This window comes from Zoogloea sp., from assembly GCF_023150065.1.
GTDB lineage: Bacteria > Pseudomonadota > Gammaproteobacteria > Burkholderiales > Rhodocyclaceae > Zoogloea.
This window is the reverse complement of sequence record NZ_JAKLLN010000118.1, coordinates 1-695: the sequence shown is the minus strand read 5'-3', so window position 1 is coordinate 695 and position 695 is coordinate 1. Positions and strand designations below refer to the sequence as shown.

General features: G+C 74.5%; 1 protein-coding gene. It reads left to right on the top strand.

Features of this window, described 5'->3' with window-relative positions:
• Positions 1-133 precede the first annotated feature (133 nt).
• The coding region (gene fdhE / locus L6Q67_RS23775) for a formate dehydrogenase accessory protein FdhE (RefSeq protein ID WP_296576065.1) at positions 134-695 on the top strand (562 nt) is incomplete at its 3' end.

Genomic DNA, 695 nt, shown 5'->3' with positions numbered 1-695 from the left:
CGCGCCTGGGCCAAGCAGCACCACCGGGCCTGGTACAAGCAGATGACCGGCAAGTAAGCCACCCGGGCCCGGAGGCGCAGCCGCCCTCCGGGCCTTTTCAACGGGCCACCGCCCCACAGGAAACCCCGCAAACATGCCCACCCTCCTCAGCCCCGAAGAGATCGCCACCCAGGCCGGCAGCGAGGCCAGCCCCAACCGGCTGCCCTCGCCCCGCGTCTTCGCCGGGCGGGCCGAGCGCCTGCGCAGCCTCGCCCAGGGCCACGCGATGGCCGACTTCCTCGCCTTCGCGGCCCGCCTCGCCGACGCCCAGCAAGCCCTGCTCGACGGCCGCGGCCCCACCGCCCCGCCGGATGAAGCCCACCTCCGCCGCTGCCGCCAGCACGGCATGCCGCCCCTCGACGCCCACGGCGCCCAGCTCCCGGCCGACTGGATTGCCGTGCTCCACGACCTCGCCACCGCCGTCGTGCCCCACGCCCCGGCCGGCCTCAAGAACTCCATCGCGGCCCTTCCCGATTTCCCCGAGGAGCGCCTCGCCGCCCTCACCCGCAGCATCCTGCGCGGCGACGAAAACCTCTCCAACCCTGTCGAGCTGGCCCTCGCCCCGCTCATCGGCGCCAGCCTGCAGGTGTTGTGGACCGCCGCCGCCCTCGGCCTCGCCGCTACCGACATCCCCACCGGCTTCGAAGGCGGCCAGT